The sequence below is a fragment of the Actinomadura sp. KC06 genome, from assembly GCF_004348735.1.
In the GTDB taxonomy this organism is placed as follows: domain Bacteria; phylum Actinomycetota; class Actinomycetes; order Streptosporangiales; family Streptosporangiaceae; genus Spirillospora.
The window spans coordinates 1-2476 of sequence record NZ_SMKT01000360.1 but is presented as its reverse complement, the minus strand read 5'-3'; the positions used below and the strand labels follow the sequence as shown (position 1 = coordinate 2476).

At 68.4% G+C, this 2476-nt stretch carries 3 protein-coding genes; 2 read left to right on the top strand and 1 reads right to left on the bottom strand.

Annotation, left to right across the window (positions count from 1 at the left end; all coding sequences use genetic code 11):
* Positions 1 to 107: 107 nt before the first annotated feature.
* A complete protein-coding gene (locus E1287_RS42980) occupies positions 108 to 638 on the bottom strand; it encodes a cupin domain-containing protein (protein ID WP_131971864.1) in 531 nt (176 codons plus the stop codon).
* Between the two features lie 96 nt (positions 639 to 734).
* Between E1287_RS42980 and E1287_RS42975 the strand changes: the two genes are divergently transcribed.
* Both E1287_RS42975 and E1287_RS42970 read left to right on the top strand, forming a co-directional pair.
* Positions 735 to 1988, top strand: coding sequence for an APC family permease (locus E1287_RS42975; protein WP_131971862.1), 1254 nt, complete (start codon positions 735 to 737; stop codon positions 1986 to 1988).
* Positions 1989 to 2021: 33 nt separating this feature from the next.
* Complete coding sequence (locus E1287_RS42970) at positions 2022 to 2258, top strand: hypothetical protein (protein WP_131971860.1); 237 nt, start codon at positions 2022 to 2024, stop codon at positions 2256 to 2258.
* The last annotated feature ends 218 nt before the right edge of the window (positions 2259 to 2476 follow it).

The window sequence follows — 2476 nt, the reverse complement described above, 5'->3', positions numbered from 1 at the left end:
GCCCCGGTTGCACTAACCCCGCCACAAGATCGCCCAACCGCCCTCCTCCTCACCGCGTCCCTGGCCACCGCACCTGCACAAAGCGAACATCAGCCCACCGAAGAGCCTCAGTCGACCTTGGGCCCTCTCTTCGCGTCGACGAAGTAGCTGTCGTGCTCGACGAAGAACCGGTTCCGCTCCTCCTCGCTGAGCCCGGCGACCGCGCCGATCCCCTCGAAGTAGCCCTCCCTGGGCGCGCCGGGCGTGAACAGCATCAGGAACGAGGCCGGTTCGTCCGACCGGTTGTAGAACGAGTGCAGCCCACCCGGCGGGACGTAGAGGAAGTCGCCCTTGGTCCCCTCCACCCAGCGTTCCCCGTCGAACAGCGACACCGTCCCGTCCGTCACGAAGAACGATTCGGACATCGTCCTGTGGAAGTGGGTGCCCGTACCGGCGCCCGGCGGCAGTCCGACCACGTTGTAGAGGCCGAACTCCCCGTCCGTGGCCGCGCCGTGCTCGCGTCCCGTCGGCCGTCCGGTAGCCAGGTAGTACGTCTTCATCCCGGACGGCGACGCGAGTTCCGGCTCCACGTCCGCCGGCCTGAACACGGCGCTGATCTCACCGTCGTCCCCGAAGTACCGGGGCTGGGGATATGACATGTTCATCTCCTCGATAGGCGTCCTGGGAATCAGAACACGCCTTCCCTGGCGGACACCGGGGCACACCCCTTCACAAGGGCCGACGAGGAGCGCGCAATGAACGACCGGTTACAGCGCCGCCTAGGCGTGTTCGACGCGATCGTCATCGGCCTGGGGGCGATGATCGGCGCAGGCATCTTCGCCGCCCTGCCCCCCGCCTCGCGGGCCGCGGGATCAGGGCTCCTCCTCGGGCTGGGTGTGGCCGCCATCGTCGCCTACTGCAACGCGACGTCCTCAGCACGGCTGGCCGCCCGCTACCCCGAGTCCGGCGGAACCTACGTCTACGGCCGCGAACGCCTAGGCGACTTCTGGGGCTACCTGGCCGGATGGGCCTTCATAGTCGGCAAGACGTCGTCCTGCGCAGCAATGGCGCTGACCGTCGGCACCTACGTCTGGCCCGCCCACCCCCACACCATCGCAGTAGCCGCCGTACTACTCCTCACAGGAGTCAACTACGCAGGCGTACGAAAATCCGCCTGGCTGACCCGCGTCATAGTCGCCATCGTCCTGACAACACTCACGGCAGTAGTCGTCGCTTGCCTAACCTCCACCGCATCCACTCCAACCCATCTAGACCTGACCTCAGACACAAACCCCACCGGCGTCCTACAAGCAGCGGGCCTCTTGTTCTTCGCCTTCGCCGGATACGCCCGCATCGCCACCCTCGGCGAGGAGGTCCGCGACCCGGCACGCACCATCCCCCGCGCCATCCCAATCGCCCTGGGCATTACCCTCGCGATCTACGCAGCAGTCGCAGTGGCCGTCATAACCGTCCTAGGCTCCACCGCCCTGGACACAGCTACGGCACCACTGGCCGACGCCGTCGACAAGGCAGGCCACCCCGCCCTGGCCCCCGCCGTACGCACAGCAGCAGCCATAGCCGCACTAGGCTCACTGCTCGCCCTGATCCTGGGCGTCTCCCGCACCACGCTCGCGATGGCCCGCGACCGCCACCTCCCGCACACGCTGGCCGCCGTCCACCCCCGTCACAAGGTCCCGCACCGCGCTGAGCTGACCATCGGCGCCATAGTCGCGCTCCTGGCCGCAACACTGGACCTCCGCGGCGCCATCGGCTTCTCGTCCTTCGGCGTCCTGGCCTACTACGCCATCGCGAACGCGTCCGCCTGGACCCTCACCGCAGACGAGGGCCGTCCACCCCGCGTCATACCTGCCATAGGCCTGCTCGGCTGCGTCGCCCTGGCCCTCGCGCTACCCCTCTCGTCCGTGATCTCCGGGGCCGCCGTCCTGGTCGTCGGCGCCGCCCTCTACGCCCTACGCCGCACCGAGCATGGGCCACGACCTACCGGGTAGGGGACGCCCACAACAAACCGGAGGAGGCAACCGATGAGCATGACCCAGGAGAGCGGCGACGTCACCGGCACGAAGGACAAGGACTACAACCTGATCTGGTTCGTCGAGCAGTGCTTGAGCAACGCGCTGCGGCTGGAGACCTACATCGCCGACGCCGAACGCGCCGGCGACTCCGAACTGGCCGACCTGTTCCGCCGCGCCCAGGCCGAGAGCCGCAAGGGCGCCGAACAGGGCAAGGACCACCTACGCCGCCGCATGGCCAACGCCTGACCCCCGCACACCTCCACCCCGGCGCCGCCCACCCCGCGGCGCCGGACCGCTAAACAAGGCACAACAATCGCCCCATGCCTGGTCACAGCCCCGCTGGCAAGGAAAACTAGATACATGCCCGGCCCACCGGCCCCCAGACGAGACGCGCGCCCGAGCCCGTCCCGCCCAAGCGCAACGCGCCCAAAACAGACCCACGCGCCCAAGGGACAGACCCCAAC